Source organism: Mesorhizobium sp. Root552 (assembly GCF_001427285.1).
Lineage (GTDB): Bacteria > Pseudomonadota > Alphaproteobacteria > Rhizobiales > Rhizobiaceae > Mesorhizobium.
The window spans coordinates 221,356-238,572 of record NZ_LMFV01000056.1; the positions used below are offsets into that span (position 1 = coordinate 221,356).

Annotated in this window: 17 protein-coding genes; 8 read left to right on the forward strand and 9 right to left on the reverse strand. The window is 62.5% G+C overall.

The window, feature by feature from the left end:
- Window positions 1–76 precede the first annotated feature (76 nt).
- Complete coding sequence (locus ASD50_RS18710; RefSeq protein WP_056244495.1) at window positions 77–556, forward strand: Lrp/AsnC ligand binding domain-containing protein; 480 nt, start codon at window positions 77–79, stop codon at window positions 554–556.
- 2 nt (window positions 557–558) lie between these two features.
- On the opposite strand, the gene ASD50_RS18715 is transcribed toward ASD50_RS18710, so the two are convergent.
- The 4 genes from ASD50_RS18715 to ASD50_RS18730 form a co-directional block, all read right to left on the reverse strand.
- The gene (locus tag ASD50_RS18715) at window positions 559–1,761 is read right to left on the reverse strand and encodes a cytochrome-c peroxidase (RefSeq protein WP_056244498.1); all 1,203 of its coding nucleotides are present in this window, start codon (window positions 1,759–1,761) and stop codon (window positions 559–561) included.
- A gap of 7 nt (window positions 1,762–1,768) precedes the next feature.
- Complete coding sequence (locus tag ASD50_RS18720) at window positions 1,769–2,215, reverse strand: FixH family protein (RefSeq protein ID WP_056244826.1); 447 nt, start codon at window positions 2,213–2,215, stop codon at window positions 1,769–1,771.
- A 184-nt stretch (window positions 2,216–2,399) separates the two neighbouring features.
- Window positions 2,400–3,857: an NAD-dependent succinate-semialdehyde dehydrogenase gene (locus ASD50_RS18725; protein WP_056244830.1), complete on the reverse strand. Its 1,458-nt coding sequence runs from the start codon at window positions 3,855–3,857 to the stop codon at window positions 2,400–2,402.
- 153 nt (window positions 3,858–4,010) lie between these two features.
- Complete coding sequence (locus ASD50_RS18730; RefSeq protein WP_056244503.1) at window positions 4,011–4,961, reverse strand: AEC family transporter; 951 nt, start codon at window positions 4,959–4,961, stop codon at window positions 4,011–4,013.
- 193 nt (window positions 4,962–5,154) lie between these two features.
- Between ASD50_RS18730 and ASD50_RS18735 the strand changes: the two genes are divergently transcribed.
- Window positions 5,155–5,703 (forward strand): histidine phosphatase family protein, encoded by a 549-nt coding sequence (locus ASD50_RS18735; protein WP_056244506.1) that lies wholly within the window; start codon window positions 5,155–5,157, stop codon window positions 5,701–5,703.
- 111 nt (window positions 5,704–5,814) lie between these two features.
- Here the strand turns inward: ASD50_RS18735 and ASD50_RS18740 are convergent, their stop codons facing one another.
- Window positions 5,815–6,249 carry a GFA family protein gene (locus ASD50_RS18740; protein ID WP_056244509.1) on the reverse strand — a complete coding sequence of 145 codons (435 nt, stop codon included), beginning with the start codon at window positions 6,247–6,249 and terminating at the stop codon, window positions 5,815–5,817.
- A gap of 177 nt (window positions 6,250–6,426) precedes the next feature.
- On the opposite strand from ASD50_RS18740, the gene ASD50_RS18745 reads away from it, so the two are divergent.
- From ASD50_RS18745 to ASD50_RS23290, 6 genes are all read left to right on the forward strand, one after another.
- Window positions 6,427–6,708 (forward strand): acyl carrier protein, encoded by a 282-nt coding sequence (locus ASD50_RS18745; protein WP_056244511.1) that lies wholly within the window; start codon window positions 6,427–6,429, stop codon window positions 6,706–6,708.
- 62 nt (window positions 6,709–6,770) lie between these two features.
- Window positions 6,771–7,958, forward strand: a complete 1,188-nt coding sequence (locus ASD50_RS18750) for a beta-ketoacyl-ACP synthase (RefSeq protein WP_056244514.1) — start codon at window positions 6,771–6,773, stop codon at window positions 7,956–7,958.
- A gap of 31 nt (window positions 7,959–7,989) precedes the next feature.
- The gene (locus tag ASD50_RS18755; protein WP_056244516.1) at window positions 7,990–9,261 is read left to right on the forward strand and encodes a beta-ketoacyl-ACP synthase; all 1,272 of its coding nucleotides are present in this window, start codon (window positions 7,990–7,992) and stop codon (window positions 9,259–9,261) included.
- A 58-nt stretch (window positions 9,262–9,319) separates the two neighbouring features.
- Window positions 9,320–10,348, forward strand: coding sequence for a zinc-binding dehydrogenase (locus ASD50_RS18760; protein WP_056244518.1), 1,029 nt, complete (start codon window positions 9,320–9,322; stop codon window positions 10,346–10,348).
- A 7-nt stretch (window positions 10,349–10,355) separates the two neighbouring features.
- Window positions 10,356–11,339: a lipid A biosynthesis lauroyl acyltransferase gene (locus ASD50_RS18765; protein WP_056244521.1), complete on the forward strand. Its 984-nt coding sequence runs from the start codon at window positions 10,356–10,358 to the stop codon at window positions 11,337–11,339.
- Window positions 11,340–11,472: 133 nt separating this feature from the next.
- Entirely contained in the window at window positions 11,473–11,637 is a 165-nt protein-coding gene (locus tag ASD50_RS23290) for a hypothetical protein (RefSeq protein ID WP_156465170.1), read from the forward strand.
- 41 nt (window positions 11,638–11,678) lie between these two features.
- On the opposite strand, the gene ASD50_RS18770 is transcribed toward ASD50_RS23290, so the two are convergent.
- The 4 genes from ASD50_RS18770 to ASD50_RS18785 form a co-directional block, all read right to left on the reverse strand.
- Complete coding sequence (locus ASD50_RS18770; RefSeq protein WP_056244523.1) at window positions 11,679–12,248, reverse strand: GNAT family N-acetyltransferase; 570 nt, start codon at window positions 12,246–12,248, stop codon at window positions 11,679–11,681.
- A gap of 48 nt (window positions 12,249–12,296) precedes the next feature.
- Window positions 12,297–13,223, reverse strand: coding sequence for a dimethyl sulfoxide reductase anchor subunit family protein (locus ASD50_RS18775; RefSeq protein WP_056244525.1), 927 nt, complete (start codon window positions 13,221–13,223; stop codon window positions 12,297–12,299).
- Between the two features lie 221 nt (window positions 13,224–13,444).
- Entirely contained in the window at window positions 13,445–14,206 is a 762-nt protein-coding gene (locus ASD50_RS18780) for a 4Fe-4S dicluster domain-containing protein (RefSeq protein WP_056244526.1), read from the reverse strand.
- Window positions 14,206–17,049 carry a molybdopterin oxidoreductase family protein gene (locus ASD50_RS18785; protein WP_056244530.1) on the reverse strand — a complete coding sequence of 948 codons (2,844 nt, stop codon included), beginning with the start codon at window positions 17,047–17,049 and terminating at the stop codon, window positions 14,206–14,208. Before ASD50_RS18785 ends, ASD50_RS18780 begins: the two co-directional genes overlap by 1 nt.
- Window positions 17,050–17,217 lie beyond the last annotated feature (168 nt).

Genomic DNA, 17,217 nt, shown 5'->3' on the forward strand with positions numbered 1-17,217 from the left:
AGCTAGCACAAGGCCGCATTTTTGGCCGGTCCAAAGAAATCGACAAGGCAGGATGTTTGGACTATCCTAGCCGGCCATGACAGTTCAGACGCCTGTGAAATCCGCATCAGAAGACCATTTGGACCGCATCGACAGGAACATCCTGACGGCGCTGGCCGCCGACGGACGGCTTTCGATGGCGGAGCTGGCAAGCAAGGTGGGGCTATCCAAGACGCCGGTGCAGGCACGGGTGAAGCGGCTGGAGAAGGACGGCTACATTCGTGGCTATGCGGCGATCATCGACCGCGAGCGGATGGGCGAAGGCCATGTCGCCTTCGTGCAGGTGAAGCTGTCGGACACGCGCTCAGCGGCGCTGGATGCGTTCAACCGCGCGGTTCAGAGCGTGGCGGAGATTGAACAGTGCCACATGATGGCGTCGAGCTTCGACTACCTGCTCAAGGTGCGCACGCGCGACATCGCCGCCTATCGCCGCGTGCTGGGCGAGCGCATCTCGGCGCTGCCGCATGTGGCGCAGACCTCGACCTTTGTGGCGATGGAGACGGTCAAGGACCGGTAGGCCTATTCGCCGAGCGTCTTCAGGAAGGCGACGAGCGCGGCGCGTTCGCGTTCGGATAGCTGGACGGGATGCTGCTCAGTCGTGCTTTCGACACTGGCCGGGGCGTCGAGGTAGTTGGCCACGACCTGTTCAAGCGTGGCGAACTGGCCGGCATGCATGTAAGGCGGACGGGTAGCAGCGCCGCGCAGCGACGGCGTCTTGAAGGCGCGCACCAGTTCCTCGCCGGTCTTGCGGATGAAGCGCAACTCGCCGCAGGCATCGGGTCCGCCGTCGCGATATGGGCCAAGGCAGTTGAACGGGTCGGCCTCGACCTCGGCAACCGCATCGATGCGGCCACGGTCGGGCGGCAGGTTCGCGGCGGGCGGGACGCCGACATTGTGGAAGCTGCCGTCGGTGAACAGCGGACCGTTGTGGCAGGTGACGCAGTTCGCGCGGCCGATGAACAGCTTGAGGCCCTGCACTTCCTCGTCCGATAAAATGGCGTCGCCTTGCGGTTCGGTGCCGGAAGCGAGCGCTTCGGCAAAGCGGTCGAAGCGGGTCGGCGGCGGCATCAGAGAGCGCTCGAAAGCGGCGATGGCCTTGCCGATGTTGACGAAGATGCGGTTGACGCCATCGCGCTGGCTATCGGTCATGGATGCCCATGCCGCTTTTTCAACGTCGGCGCCGAGCGGGGTCGCGTTGGCGGGAACGGCGGAAAGATCGGGCAGCGGACCGAAGATGCGCTCGTAGCGTTCGCCGAAGCGCGCCTCGATGTAGTGGGCGTAGGCGGCGCGGTTGCCGGCATGTTCGAGCGGATTTTCCAGGGGGGTCAGCGCCTGCGACCACAGGCTGTCGCGCCGCCCGTCCCAGAAGAACCATGCGTTATAGGCAACGCCGGCGAGCGGCATGGTGCGCCGGTTGGTGCGGCCAACGCCGACGGCGAGCGGCAGATCATCCTGAAACTGTCGCTCGATCTTGTGGCAGGTGGAACAGGAAACCGTGCCGTCGCGACTAAGCTTCTGGTCGAAGAACAAGGTCGAGCCGAGAGCCGCAGCGCCGGGATCATCGGCAAAGCGATTGGTGGTGTCCGGTTCGAGCAGCGGCAAGGCCGAAAGCGCGAGCGAGGCGATTGTCGCCTTCTCGGCGTCGGAGAATTGCGGCTTGCCGCAAGCGGCCAGCGTCGCCATCAATGCGAAGGCAAGGCAAACCGCAGCGATGCGCGTCATGGTCCGCTCATAGCGCCAGGTTGAAGATCGCGGTGTCGGAGCCGGCCGCCGCCGATATCGACAGGCGCAATTGCCACCAGCCGCGCATGGTGAATTTCATGCCCTCGATGCGGTAGTGGCCATTGCCGAGGTAGTCGGTCACCTGCGGGCTGGTCGGCAGACCGTGATTGTGCTCCGGCATGCCGCCGGACACATCGATTGCGGCATACTCAACCGGCTGGCCGGCAGCCGTGGTGACGGTGACCAGCCACGTATGAAGCTCGCCTTGCCGCACGGCTCCTTTTTCCGGCTCGATTGAGACCATGAAAAGTCCGTTTGCCGTCTTGCGGGAGCGGGAAATATCCGAGGCGGCGTCGTGGCGGCCGAATCCGCTTACATAGACGGCAGCCAGAACGCCGAGCAGCACCGCAGCGAGTCCAAAAGCGGCCAGAAGATAACGCCCCAACGATGCCAAAACCGCTCCCTTTGCAATAGTAACGCCGGCAGATGCCGGCCTAATCCCGCCTTGGCCGGAAAAAAGCCGATCGCTGCACAAGCATGCGGGCATCAAGGCCAAAAAGCCACCAGAGAGGCATGCGTAAAATGAAAAACGGGCGCGGTTTGAAGCGCGCCCGTTCGTCAAAATCGATCGGCTGCGATCAGAGGCCGAGGCCGCCGATGCAGACGTATTTTGTGTCGAGATAATCATCCATGCCCTGATGGCCGCCCTCACGGCCAAGACCGGACTCCTTGACGCCGCCGAACGGCGCTTCCGGCGTGGTGATGATGCCTTCATTGACGCCAACCATGCCGTACTTCAGGCCTTCCATGACACGGAAGGCGCGGCCGAGGTCGCCAGTATAGAAGTAGCACGCAAGACCGAATTCGGTGTCGTTGGCCTGCTCGATAGCCTCTGCCTCGGTCTTGAACTTGAAGACAGGTGCGATCGGCCCGAAGATCTCGTCCTTCATGAACTTCATGTTGGACTTGGCGCCGGAAATGACCGTCGGCTCGAAGAAGGAACCGCCAAGCGCATGACGCTTGCCGCCGGAGACGATCTTGCCACCCTTGGCGACGGCGTCTTCGATGAACTCTTCAACCTTCTCGACCGCCTTGACGTCGATCAGCGGACCCTGCTGCACGCCATCATCGAGACCGGAGCCGACCTTGAGCTTCTTCGAGGCTTCGGCCAGCTTCTCGACGAACTTGTCGTGGATGCCTTCCTGAACGAAGAAGCGGTTGGTGCAGACGCAGGTCTGGCCGGAATTGCGATACTTGGCGGCAATGGCGCCCTGCACCGCACGATCAAGATCGGCGTCGTCAAAGACGAGGAACGGCGCGTTGCCACCCAGTTCCATCGAGACCTTCTTGACGGTCGTCGCGGACTTCTGGATCAGCATCTTGCCGATCTCGGTCGAGCCCGTGAAGGTGATCTTCTTGACCAGAGGATTGGTGCAAAGCTCGTCGCCGATCTCGCCAGCCGACCCGGTGACGATGTTGACGACGCCCTTGGGGAAGCCGACTTCCTCGCACAGCGCACCCCAGGCAAGACCGGAGTAAGGGGTCTGCGACGCCGGCTTGACCACAGCCGTGCAGCCGGCAGCAAGCGCCGGGCCGAGCTTGCGCGACAGCATCGAGGACGGGAAGTTCCACGGCGTGATGGCGGCGATGACGCCGATCGGCTCCTTGGTGACAAGGATACGGCGATCCGCCCACGGGGACGGCACGACATCGCCATAGGTGCGGCGCGCCTCTTCGGCGAACCATAGGACGTAGGCTGCCGATGAACCAACCTCACCCTTGGATTCGGTCAGCGACTTGCCCTGCTCCAAGGTGAGCAGTTCGGCCAGAACGTCCTGATTGTCCATGATGGCGTCGTGCAGCTTGCGCAGCAGCTTGGAACGCTCAAGGGCCGAAGTCTTGCGGAACGACTTGAAAGCTTCCTGCGCGGCTTCGATGGCGCGACGGGTTTCGGCACCACCGGCCTTCGGCACCGTGCCGATCTTGAGGCCGGTGGCCGGGTTGATGACGTCGATGGTCTTGCCGGAATCGGCCTGAACCCACTCGCCATTGATGAGATTGGCCTGCCGCATGAAATGGCTGGTCTTCTGGAGCATGATATTGCCTCCGTTTGGCGCTGCTGGCGCCGAAATGGTGATTTCGCGGTAGGACGCATTGTGATGGAGCACGCGTCCGATCAGCGCTCATACCCCAGGGCAAGCGCGCCGATCAATCTCTGGACCTAATATAAGCTATAGGCCAGCGCGAATCTAACCAAAGACGGAAGTCGCGATCATCAACCATATGCCGGTGGTGAAGGCGGCCAAAACCGTGGACAAGGTCATCTGGCTCGATGCCAGAGCCTGCCCTGTGCCGAACTGCGTGGCGATCAGATAGGAATTGACGCCAGCTGGCATCGAGGCTGCGACCACGGCTACCTTTGCGGTGAGCGGCGGCAAGCCGAATGCGAGTGCAAACAGGAGCACCACGGCGGGCATGAGCATGAGCTTGGCCACCGAGAGCGACAGGGCGGCGCGCAGATTGCCGGAAATTCCGAAGCCGCTCAGTTCCGCACCCATCGCAAACAGGGCTACGGGGCCGGCAATATTTGCCAGCACGTCCACGAGCCGTGTGCCGAGCCCCGGCAATTCCAGTCCCGTCATGCGCCACACGAGCCCAGCCAGAATGCCGATGATGAGCGGGTTGACGAAAACCTTGCGCAGAAAGGCGCGCAAGACCTTCACCACATCCATGGGCTGACCCTCGACGCGGCTGAAACTCTCAAAGAGGATGACCGACGCCATCATCATGACGGGCAGGTGAACGGAGACCAGCAGCGACAGGATATCCACGCCGTGCTGGCCGAATATGCCGGACATGAACGGAATGCCGAGCAGGACAAGGTTCGAGAAGGAAGAGGAAACGCCGCCCACTACCCCTGCCCGTGCGTCGCGCCCGAACAGGCGAGTGGTGACCAGATGGCCGACGGTCCAGGCTATTGCAATGGTGCTGAAATAGGCTCCCCACAGCGACCAGGGCGCCGCGCCGTGAAAGTCGACCTTGGCCATCGTGCGGAACAGCAGCACCGGCATGGCAATGCCGACCGCAAACTGGGCAAGAACTTCGCCGCTGCCCGCCTTCAGATAGCCGCTCAATGCCGCAACGTATCCCAGCGCAACGAGGTCGAAGACGAAAAGGACCGTTTCAGTGAGCGGAGACATGGACTTCCCGGAATAAAATCTGCAGTGCGAGAAAAATCACCAATCCCAAGGAATCACACCGGGCGCAACCACGGATGGCACCCGTCCCACGGACAATTGACGCCGGGAGAGCAGCGGCGCTGCTTGTCTTTCAGGCAGCTTTGCGGTCCCTATATGAGTTGAACCGGCAATGCTGCCGTAAACGGGACTGCTTGTGGTGCGATTTTTTATTGCCTTTCTGCTTTTCATGCTGCCTTTTTCCGCACACGCTACCGATGCTGGCTGGGCCGCCTTGCGCGACGGCGGCCATGTCGTGCTGCTGCGCCATGCGATGACCAGCGGCACCAGCGAACCGGCCAATTTCGATATCGAAAAATGCAACACGCAGCGCAATTTGTCGGAACGCGGCAAGCAGCAGGCGCGCAAGATCGGCGCCCTGTTCGGCGCGCGCGCAGCACCGATCGAACGCGTGCAATCGAGCCGGTACTGCCGTTGCCTCGACACCGCGCGCATCGCATTCGAAGCTGAGCCCGAAGCGTTTGCCGCACTCGACCCGATGACCGGAGACGAAGCCGCGAAGACCAAGCAGAAGGCCGCGATCATGGACGAGATCCGCGCTTATTCCGGTTCCGACCTGCTGGTCATGGTGACCCATCTGGAAAACATCATGGAACTCACCGGCGTATCGCCACGCGAAGGCGAAGCCGTGATCGTGGAGCCGCAGGGGGACGGATTAAGGGTGCTGGGGCGGGTCGTTTTCTAGGGGGTGTGGGGATTTGGATGATGGTGGCCTGCAAACGGCAGCCTTCTGCGCTTCCGATGCTCATGTAGCCTGATGTGCTGGGACGAGTCGTTTTCCAGAGCCTGTCCCTAGCTATCGAACGCTTTGAAACCTGAGCACGCCGAAAATTCCATCGCCCTCCTGCCCGTTGCCAACGGATGGGTGGTTGACCCCGTCCGTGACGGGTACCTCTTCAAAGTCGAACGGGCTGACAGCCTCGAGACAGGCCACGTTGACGCCGTACTGGCTGGGGTCCGAGCGCCGCTGGTGATGGGTATAGATGCCGCACCGGGAGCAGAAATAGTGCTTCGCCGTACCAGTGTTGAACTGGTAGAGCGTCAGCATCTCCTGCCCTTCCAGTATTTCGAGATCGTCAAGCCTCGCGCTAACGGCCACCGCGCCGCGCATGCGGCAAAGCGAACAGGTGCAGCGCCGGGCAGAGTGCAACCCTTCCGACAGTCGAACGTGGAAGCGCACTGCCCGGCAATGGCAGGCCCCGTCGAACTCGGTCGCATCCTTGTCGAGCATCGCGTTCTCCCGTTCTTAACCTTGCGTCACCATAACATGGCGATGCCAACTGCCAGCATTTGAGCCGGCCGTTGGCTATAGTAACGCCACATTCGGCCTTTTCCTGCCCGGAAAAACCGATTAGACAGCGCCCAACGCCTGAAAGCAGGTTTCGCAAGCAAACCGAAGGAACAGCCCTTGTCCACCACGTTCGAAAAAGTCGCCAAGATCATTGCCGACACCAGCGAGATCGACATCGACACGATCACCCCCGTGAGCCACACCATCGACGATCTGGGCATCGACAGCCTCGACTTCCTCGACATCGTTTTCGCCATCGACAAGGAATTCGGCATCAAGGTTCCGCTGGAAAAGTGGACCCAGGAAGTGAACGACGGCAAGGCTTCGACCGACGAGTATTTCGTCATGAAGAACCTGTGCGCCAAGATCGACGGACTGGTTGCCGCCAAGGGCGCCTGATCCATCGCCTCACAGGCGGCAACCCCTTGACGCCTCACGCCGCCTGATCCACCAAGAGCCACATGAACGCCCACGACGTCGTCATCACCGGCCTCGGCCTTGTCTCTTCCCTGGGAGAAGGCCCTGACGCCCACTGGCAAAAGCTGACAACGCCAGGTGTAAAGCCTGTGCTGGATGCGGAGCGGTTCGCGCCCTATACGGTGCACCCCCTGCCCGAGATCGACTGGAATTTGCAGATCGCCAAGCGTGGCGACCAGCGCCAGATGGAGACGTGGCAGCGGCTGGGCACCTATGCGGCGGGCCTTGCGCTGGACGATGCCGGCATCAAGGACAATGAAGAGCTTTGCACCACCATGGACATGGTGGTTGCGGCCGGCGGCGGCGAGCGCGACATGGCGGTCGATTCCGACATATTGGCGGCTTCGGAAAAGCGAAGCGACCGCGACGTGCTGCTGAACGAGAAGCTGACCACCGAACTGCGCCCGACGCTGTTCCTGGCGCAACTGTCGAATCTCCTCGCCGGCAATATCTCGATCGTCCACAAGGTGACGGGGTCTTCGCGCACGTTCATGGGCGAGGAAGGCGCCGGCGTCTCGGCAATCGAAACGGCGGCGGCGCGCATCCGCTCCGGCCAATCGACGCATATGCTGGTGGGCGGCGCGTTCCAGACTGAACATGCCGACATGCTTCTGGGCTATGAACTGGCCGGCTACCTGCATCGCGGCGACTGGAAGCCGGTTTGGCAGCGGCAGGGAGCGGAAGGCGGCGGCGTGGTGACGGGATCGGGCGGCGCGTTCCTCGTCCTGGAAAGCCGCGAACATGCCGAAAAGCGCGGCCACCGCATCTACGCCACGCTAGGCCCGGTGCTTTCGGGGCGTGCGCGGCGCGGACTCGGCGAATTGCAGGCCGGGATCGCTGCGCTGCTTTCCCAGGCGCAACTGCCCGGCGGCGAGGTGCTGACGATTTCCGGCGCTTCCGGCAGCCACAAGGCGACCGCCGCCGAGAAGGCTGCGCTCGACGCGGCGCCCGGGCTTGCGGCGCGCGGTTTCTCGACGCTGACCGGCCACATGAAGGAAGCGCAATTTCCATTCGCCGTGGCGCTGGCCGCACTCGCCATCCATCACAATGCCGCCTATCCGCCGTTCGCTGCCGAGGAGCCGGTTTTTGCCGGCGCGCCGACCACCGTACTGGCAACGGCGATCGGCTATCACCATTTCGAGGGCATGGCGCTGGTCGGCAAGGCCGGCTAGCCATGGGGACCGTTGGGGTCTGGAGCCTGATATGACGAAGTTCAAGGATCACCTGGGCAGGCCGGTCGTTGCCGTCACCGGCATCGGCGTCGTCACCTCGCTCGGCAAGGGCAAGGCCGAAAACTGGGCTGCTCTGACGGCCGGCAAATCCGGCATCCATCCAATCACGCGCTTTCCCGTCGATCATCTCAGCACCCGGATCTCGGGCATGGTCGATTTCCTGGAGTCGAGTACGAAGGGCGCGAGCGCGCTGACCTACGACCTTGCCGAAACGGCGGCGGAGGAAGCGGTGGCGGAAGCCGGCCTCGACGTGCAGGATTTCGGCGGACCGCTGTTCCTCGCCTCGCCGCCGATGGAACTGGACTGGCACGACCGCTTCGCGCTCTACAACAACGGCAAGGACAAGCCCGCGCCCGAGCGCCTGCTCGAAGTGGCGCGCGGACTGAACTCGCTCGACATGTTCGAAACCGCCCAGTTCGGCTGCATCGCCGACCGGCTGGCGGACCGCTTCGGCACCACCGGCCTGCCGATCACGCTTTCCACCGCATGCGCGTCCGGCGCGACCGCGATCCAGCTCGGTGTCGAGGCGATACGGCGCGGCGAATGCGAACGCGCGCTGTCCATCGGGGCGGACGGTTCGGCAACGGCCGAGGCGCTGATTCGGTTCTCGCTGCTTTCCGCGCTTTCGACCAGCAACGATGCGCCGGAAAAGGCATCGAAGCCGTTCTCGAAGGATCGCGACGGGTTCGTGCTGGCGGAAGGCTCGGCGGCGCTTGTGCTGGAATCGCTGGAAGCAGCGACGGCGCGCGGCGCGACCGTTCTGGGCATCCTGCGCGGTTGCGGCGAAAAGGCCGACGACTTCCACCGCACCCGCTCCAAGCCCGACGCCTCGCCGGCGATCGCGGCGGTGCGCGCGGCGCTGGCCGATGCCGGCTTGAGCGACAACGAGATCGACTACATCAACGCACACGGCACCTCGACGCCGGAAAACGACAAGATGGAGCACCTGTCGCTGTCGACGGTGTTCGGCGAGCGCATCAGCAGCATTCCGGTTTCGTCGAACAAGTCGATGATCGGCCACACGCTGTCCGCCGCTGGCGCGATCGAGGCCGCGTTCTCGCTGATGACGATGCGCGAGGGCGTCATTCCGCCGACCATCAACTACGACCATCCCGATCCGGCGATCGGCCTGGACGTGGTGCCCAACGTGAAGCGGGAATCCAGCGTACGCACCGTTCTGTCCAACTCGTTCGGCTTCGGTGGCCAGAACACCTGCCTTGTCATGGCGCGGGAACCCGTTTAAGCGCAGGCAACCTGTTGGCCGCCGGGCGGACGGCCCTTACAGATCGAAGGATTGCCTGATGCGCGCATTGCAACTCATCGCCGACCGCCGACTGGAGGCCGTCGAGGTCCCTGAGCCGCCTCAGCCCGCGCTCGGCGAAGTCACCCTCAGAATCAAGGCGGTGGCGCTCAACCATATCGATGTGTGGGGCTGGCGTGGCATGGCATTTGCCAAGCGCAAGCTGCCGCTGACCGTCGGCGCGGAAGCTTCCGGCGAAGTCGAGGCCATTGGTCCCGGCGTTTCCAATCTCGTGCCGGGCCAACTGGTGTCGATCTACGGCGCACGCACCTGCGGCCTGTGCCGCGCCTGCCGCGAAGGCCGGGACAATCTGTGCGAGCACGTTTCCGGCGTGCACGGCTTTCACCTCGACGGCTTTGCGCAGGAGAAGATCAACCTGCCGGCGCGCCTTCTGGTGCCGGCACCGCCCGGCGTCGATGCGATCGGCGCGGCGGTCACACCGGTGACCTTCGGCACGGTCGAGCACATGCTGTTCGACAACGCCAAGCTGGAGCCCGGCGAAACCATTCTCGTCCATGCAGGCGGATCGGGCATCGGCTCGGCGGCGATCCAGCTTGCCAAGAAGATGGGTTGCACGGTGATCACCACCGTCGGCTCCAACGACAAGATCGAAAAGGCCAAGGCGCTTGGGGCGGACCACGTCATCAACTACCGCGAGGACCGCTTCGAGGGCGTCGTGCGCAAGCTGACGAAGAAGAAGGGCGTGGACGTCGTGTTCGAGCATGTCGGCGCGGATACCTGGGCAGGCTCCATGCTGTCGCTGAAACGCGGTGGGCGGCTGGTCACCTGCGGTTCGACTTCCGGCGTCTCGACGCAGATGAATTTGATGCAGCTTTTCCAGCAGCAGCTGAAGCTGCTCGGCTCCTTCGGCTGCCGCATGGAGAACATGGCGAACGCCATGCAGAAGATGGCAGCCGGGCTGGTGCATCCCGTCATCGACACGCAGGTCGATTTCGACGGGATCGACGCGGCGCTGAAGCGCATGGAAGGCCGCGACGTGTTCGGCAAGATCATCCTGACCGTCGGCTGAGGTAAAGGTGGCCCCCGGCCCTCTCGTCAAACTGCGCCGCGACCTCAAGTTCGGTCTCGGCCTGCGCATTCGCAACGCAAGGCACTGGCTGACCGCGAGGCTGGCGATTGCGGTGATCGGGGCGCTGCGCATCCTGCCGCCGGACAGCGCCCTGAATTTCGCCGACAGCGCGGCGCGGCGCATTGGCCGTCTTGTCGGCCGCCACCGGGTCGCGCTCGACAATCTGCGGCAAGCCTATCCTGAAAAGAGCGAAGCCGAGGTCGAGAAAATCGCGCTCGAAATGTGGGGCAACATGGCGCGCCTGGGCGCCGAATATGTATTTCTCGACAAATTGTTCGACTTCGATCCGAAGGCTGCGACGGCGGGACGGGTCGAGGTTTCGGCCGCGAGCATGGAAAATTTCGAGACGATTGCCCGAGAAGACAGGCCGCACATCATCTTCACCGGCCATCTTGGCAACTTCGAACTGTTGCCGGTCGCCGCAGCGACTTTCGGCATGAAGATAACGGCGCTGTTTCGGCCGCCCAACAATCCGTACATGGCCGAATATATCCAGTCGATGCGACGCACGAACATGGGCGCGCTTCTGCCATCATCGACGGGCGCGTCCTTTGCGCTGGCGGCGATCCTCGAACGAGGCGGCAACATCGGCGTTCTGGTCGACCAGAAGTTCACCAGCGGGCTGGAGACGACATTCTTCGGCCGGATATGCCAGACCAACCCAATGCTCGGGATGCTGGCGCGCCACTATGAATGCGACGTCTACCCGGCACGCTGCGTGCGGCTGCCCAACAACCGTTTCCGGCTCGAGGTCGAGGACAAGCTCGACCTGCCGCGCAACGCTCAAGGCGCCATCGACGTGCAGGCGACCACGCAGTTGTTCACCGACGTGGTTGAACGGTGGGTGCGCGAGGACCCCGGGCAGTGGATGTGGTTTCACAAAAGATGGCAGTTGAGTGGCCGCCGCCGCACGTTGCGCGGGCGCAACTGAGCCATTTCGAGACGTCTTGCCCTATTTCACGGATTTCTGAAGTGAGACAGTTGAAAAACAGTTGCACTATAGTGAAATTTCGCGCCTACTACGCTGTATGACGTAGGGTAACTATGCTTGTGGAGGACAGGCAATGACGACCGGTATCGAAAAGCCGCAGCCGGCGATGCTTTGGACCCCCTGGGGTGGTCAAAGGATTTTGCAGCCGGGTGAGAAATTCGCGGCTTTGCGCATCATTGCCAAGAAACTGCGCACCGGGCGCAACACCAAGATATTGCGCAAGCTGCCGGCGAACTGAGCCTTCCCAATCCGATTTGGCGAAAAGCGACTTCCTGGGGATCAGGTGGCTGCTTTGGAGATGTTTTCCCAATCGCTGCGCAGTAACAGCGTCACATGTTCGGTCGTATGCCTGCCGTCTGCCATGCAACGGCTTGCGACTTCAGCTACCCGTCGATATCCCAGTTTGCGCTGCATCGCCCAGGATCTTTCGTTGCCGTCGAAGTAACCGTTCACCAATTTCGACAGGCCCAATTCGCAAAAAGCGAACCTAATCTTCGCCTCGAAAGCCTCGAAACCGTATCCTTGCCCCTGAAATGGATTAGCTATCCAAATTCCCCCACCGCCAGTTCGAGCATTCCAATCAATCTTGTTGAGGCTTACCCCTCCGATTACTTTCGGCCGAGGTTTGATTTCAATTGCAAATTCATAGGCAGGCGGCCGCATGCTTGCGTTCGAAATTTCCCGACATCTCTCGATCCAGCCTCTGGCGTGCGATGTCGAATAGGGATGAGGGACAAAGGCCAGCCACCTTGCGAGACTAAGGTCGTTCAAGCCTAGCGCCAGTTGCTCGACGTCCTCCTCACGCCAAGGCCGCAGAGTGAGGCGTGAAGTTTCGATGCTAACGCCCACGACTTTAAAGCCTCATTCGTCCCGAAATCATCAATCGAAGTCCTGACATCAGCCGTTGTAGTAGTTCATGACGGCATGGCGCGCTTCGGCAAAGAACAGCCAGCGCTCGGTCAGCATGCCAATGATGTGTGAAAGCAGGGCGACGCAGGCAAACATCGCCGCGATGGCGCTCGATACCTGCCCGACGATTGCCAAGACAAGCAGAGCCACCACAGGCACCGCCCCGCCTAGAACCACGGCGATACCCCACAGCTTCGCCGCATGCTTGCGCGCAATCTTGAAGCCCATTTCATGCGTGAGGTAGTTTTCCATGACGTGCGGCCGTTCGAACAGCCGCACCTTGCCAATCGCCCCGAGGCCGGTCGCTGTTTCGGGCGTCGATATCGGCACAAGCGTCAGCATGTTCCGTCGCCATGCGGTCTTGGCAATCCATGCCGCCATAAGTGCAACGGCGGCCAGAACGGCCAGAAGGGAGGCGTTTCCGCCTCCGGCAAAGGCAAACAGGCTTGCAACGACAAGGCCGCCCGCCGCCGCGAAAAGCAGGTAGCACGCAGGCGTCAAAGGGGTGTGCCATGCCTGCACCGACTTGAGCGACGTATAGATCATCGCCGTGCAGAAAACGGTGGCGAGACTGAGAACTGACCCTGCAAGGCCCGGCAGCGCCAAGTAACGGCTTTCGATCACGCACACCCAAGCCGACCACAACAGCGGCACGAAGGTAACGATCGACATCACCCCTTCCCGCGACAGCCAACTCGAGCGCCATTGCGACAGCGCCCGCCATGCGCGCTGCGGATTGCCTAGGTGAAGGGTGGAGGACATCAGCCCCGCGCCGATCATGGCGATGGCAAGGACATGGGCGATTTTCGTGGCGAGGGTGGCAGGGTCCAGCAGGCCAAGGCCAAGCACCACCGCCAGCCCGTAACCGAGGCCCGAAAGCGTGGTGAAAATGATGATAGAGGGTGCAGGATGCATCTATTTTCCGGCGCCAGCAAGAAAATAGCGGATGACGACACCCCCCTCTGGCCTGCCGGCCATCTCCCCCTCAAGGGGGGAGATCGGTGGTTTTGATATTACCGCCCATTCACCAGCGTTAAAGCCAAGGCAAGGCATAGATGAAGGCGTGATCTCTCCCCGTGAGGGGGAGATGGCCGGCAGGCCAGAGGGGGGTCTATAGCAAGCGATGAGAGCCACCGTCATATCCTGTCCAGCATGTCGTCGAGCCAGGCAAAGAAGCCGGTGGCGCCGGTCGTGTCTTCCTTTGGCAGCGGCGTGGATGAAGCTAGCGGCTTGCGGGCGCGTGGCGGCAAGTATTTGTTGACCGGCCGCGTGCCCTGCTCCGGCATGAGGTCCATGCCGCCGCGCTCCGCAACCATGATCGACACGGCGGAAGACGGATCGGCAAGATCACCGAAATGGCGGGCGTTGGCCGGACATGTCCGCACGCAAGCCGGCTGGCGATCGATCTCGGCAATTGTCTCGTTGTAGATGCGGTCGATGCAAAGCGTGCATTTCTTCATCACGCCAGCGGCCAGATCCATTTCGCGCGCGCCATAGGGGCAAGCCCATGCGCACAGGCCGCAGCCGATGCACATATCCTCGTCCACCAGAACGATACCGTCGTCGGCGCGCTTGTAGGACGCACCCGTAGGGCAGACGGTGACGCAAGGCGCGTCCTCGCAATGCAGGCAGGATTTCGGGAAATGAACGATGCGCGCTTCGCCCGCCTCTCCGACGATTTCACCGCCTTGCGGCACCACCTCGAAAGTATGGATTCGGTTCAGCCACGCGCCCGAAACATCGGCACCGTATGGGTCCTGGTCAGACAGGGCCGCACCATAACCGCCGGTGTTCCATTCCTTGCAGTTGACCACGCAGGCATGACAACCGACGCAAACGTCGAGATCGATGACGAGGCCAAGTTTCTTCGGTGTCGGGAGTGCGGGAAGGCTGGTCACTACGCCCACTCCTGCCCGTAGCGCAGTTCCGAGGGATGAGGCTCGGGGCCGGGCTGCGCAAGCGCCGGGAAATGCGGCTCGCTGCGTTCGGCAGGGTCAGCTTTTTCGATGCGCACGCGCAGATCGTACCAAGCGGCCTGGCCGGTAACGGGATCGGAATTCGACCAGCGCATCCCATCTTCCCTCGGTGGAAGAAGTTCATTGATCAAATGATTGAGAAGGAAACCTTTTCTTGCCTCCGGCGCGTCCCGACCGAGGCCCCATGCCCCTTCCCGCTTGCCAATGGCGTTCCATGTCCACAGTGTCGAGGAATTGACCGCCTCCATGCGCGCTACCTCGACCTTGATGCGGTTGTGATGGGAAATGACCCAAACCCAGTCGCCATCGGCGAGGTTGAGTTGGTCGCAGAGGGACCCCGGCACGTAGAGCGGGTTCCTGGTGTGGATCTGGCGCAGCCAGGCATTCATCGAGCCCCAGGAATGATACATGGCCGCCGGGCGCTGGGTGATCGCGTGCAGGGGAAATTCGGCCCGGTCGAGCAGCGCTTCGCCCAACGGGCGATACCAATGGGGCAGAGGGTCGAATGCCTCAAGGATGCGCTGGCGGTGGGTATGCGGCGCGTGCGGCTCGCGCACCCCTTCGGCAGACAGCCGGAACTTCTGCAGCGTTTCCTGATAAAGCTGGAAGATGACGGGCTTGGGCGCATCGAAGAAGCCCATGCGAACGCCAAATTCCTGATAGGCCTGATTGGCGTGCTTGAAGAACTGCGCTTCCATGGGAATGTGCGCGGAGAAGAACGAGCCGTTTTCGATGTAGCGCTTGATCTGGTCGCGGTTGACCGCGCCGCGCCCTGCCCGGTCGCCGTTCGAGCCACGGAAGCCCGCCAGCGGGCCGATGCCGGGGCGGCGCTCGTGGCGCACGATGTAGTCCGGGTAGTCAGCATATATCGGCTTGCCGCGATTGTCGACGAAGCCGGGCAGTTTCAGGCGCGCACCGAGATCGATGAGCACGCTCTGGAACGGGCGCACGTCGCGGTCGGGTTGAAGCACCGGCCAGCGGATGGCGTCCTGCACGGCATCGGGTTCGGAAATCGGGCGGTCGAGCAGCGAGATGCAGTCGTAGCGCTCGAGGTAAGTGGTGTCCGGCAGCACAAGGTCGGCATAGGCGACCATTTCCGAGGCGTAGGCGTCTGAATAGATGATCTTGGGAATGCGGTATTCGCCGGTTTTCTCGTCCTTGTCCTCCAGCATCCTGATGACGCCGGCGGTGTTCATGGACGAGTTCCAGGCCATGTTGGCCATGTAGAGGAACAGGACATCGACCGGATAGGGATCGCCGGCATGGGCGTTGGCGATGACCATGTGCATGGCGCCGTGGACGGCCAGCGGTGCATCCCAGGAAAACGCCTTGTCGATGCGCGTCGGATTGCCGTCAGGGTCGATCAGCAGATCCTCCGGGCCACGTGGGAAACCGAGATGCGGCCCGGACATCGGCTTGTTGGAGCCGAAATGCTCTGCGCGCCCGTGTGGGGTGGGATGCGCCTCGACCGGCTTCGGATACGGCGGCTCGAAGCGGAAGCCGCCGGGGCAATCGATGGCGCCGATCAGCACCTGAAGCATGTGGAGCGCGCGCGTCGTCTGGAAGCCGTTGGAATGGGCGGAAAGCCCGCGCATGGCGTGGAAGGAAACGGGACGACCGGTGTAGGCGTGATGGCGCTCGCCGTTTGTGTCCGGCCACGGCTGGTCGATGCTGATTGCCTCATCGAAGGCGACGCGGGCGATTTCCGAGGCAAGGCCGCGGATGGTGTCGGCGGAGACGCCGGTTTCGGCGGCGACGTTTTCCGGGGCGTATTGCTTGTCCAGGTACTTTTCGGCGAGCAACTGGAAAGACGGCACGGCAAAGCGGCCATCGTCAAGCTGCACGCGCCCGGAGAGCGCGGCGCGCGCGCCCTTGCTGCCGAAGGGCACGACACGCTCGGTGACCGTTTCATGGACGAGCGCCTTGCCCTCGCCGTCGCGGGCGAACAGTCCGTGGTCGGCGGTTCCGGGGGCGTCGATGACCAGCCAGGTGGCATTGGAGTAGCGGACCAGATAATCGACGTCGATCTTGCGGGCTTTCAGCAATTCATGGACGACCGACAGGATCAGCAGACCGTCGGTGCCCGGACGGATGCCGATCCAGTTGTCGGCCACGGCGGAATAGCCGGTGCGCACGGGATTGACCGAGACAAAGCGCGCGCCGCGCTTCTTCAGCTTGGCGATGCCCATCTTGATCGGGTTGGAATCGTGGTCTTCGGCCACGCCGAACATGACGAACAGTTTTGTCCTGTCCCAGTCAGGCGCGCCGAATTCCCAGAACGCGCCGCCGATGGTCATGATGCCGGCAGCGGCCATGTTGACCGAGCAGAAGCCGCCGTGGGCGGCGTAGTTCGGCGTGCCGTATTGCTGCGCCCAGAAACCGGTTAGCGATTGCGACTGGTCGCGCCCGGTGAAGAAGGCGAGCTTCTTGGGATCGGTGTTGCGCACTTCTTCCAGCCAACCGGTGGCGATGGCAAGCGCCTCGTCCCAGGAGATTTCCTGGAATTTTCCGGAACCGCGCGGGCCGACACGCTTCAATGGGGCGCGCAGGCGGGCCGGCGCATAGTGCTGCATGATGCCGGCGGAACCCTTGGCGCACAGCACGCCCTTGTTGACGGGATGATCGCGGTTGCCTTCGATGTAGCGGATCTTGCCGTCCTTAATGTGGACGTTGATGCCGCAACGGCAAGCGCACATATAGCATGTGGTCTTGCGCACTTCGTCGGCTACCGGCCTTGAAAGCGCAACACGCTCCCTGGGTGTCATAGGCAATGCTCCTCAAGGCGAGTCGTAGCGAGGAGCAACGGCAAGGGGAAGCCTACAGACCGCAAACTTTCATCATGACAGTTGCAATGCCCGGATTCACAACGGATTTCCGTTGGTTAAGACCGGAACCAGCGGTGCGACGGCTGCCATATCGGCGACCGCGAAGCC